Origin of the sequence: Aromatoleum toluolicum (assembly GCF_012911005.2) — a bacterium.
Lineage (GTDB): Bacteria > Pseudomonadota > Gammaproteobacteria > Burkholderiales > Rhodocyclaceae > Aromatoleum > Aromatoleum toluolicum.
The window spans coordinates 1-420 of the sequence record NZ_WTVS01000240.1; the positions used below are offsets into that span (position 1 = coordinate 1).

1 pseudogene is annotated in these 420 nt (G+C 70.5%); it reads left to right on the top strand.

From position 1 onward, the window contains the following. Positions 1-420, top strand: a pseudogene (locus GPA27_RS28550) (hypothetical protein); the annotation flags it as partial.

Sequence of the window (420 nt, forward strand, 5' to 3'; positions counted from 1 at the left end):
ATTTTTTTGACGACAACGCCAGCTACAGCTGCGCCGGAGCGCCGCTGTTCGACCCCCAGGGCCGCTGCATGGGCATGCTGGACCTGACGGGTGTGGATGTGCCCGAACGGCCCGAGCTGCGCCACCTGGTGGCCCGGTCGGCCCGCGCCATGGAAGACGCACTGCTGCTGCAACTGCCCCATGCCCTGCTGCTGCGCGTGAACTGGCCGGGCTGCCCGCTGGGCGGTGAAGGCGACGGCCTGCTGACGCTGGACGCCGATGGCTGCGTGGTGGGTGCCAACAGCATGGCCCGCCAGCTGGTGCCGCAACCCCTGCGCGCGCCCGGCCTGCCCGGTGCCCGCACCCACTGCAGCGACCTGCTGGCCATGCCCTGGACCATGCTGTTCGACGCGGCCCGCCAGCAACGCAGCTGTCTCTTAA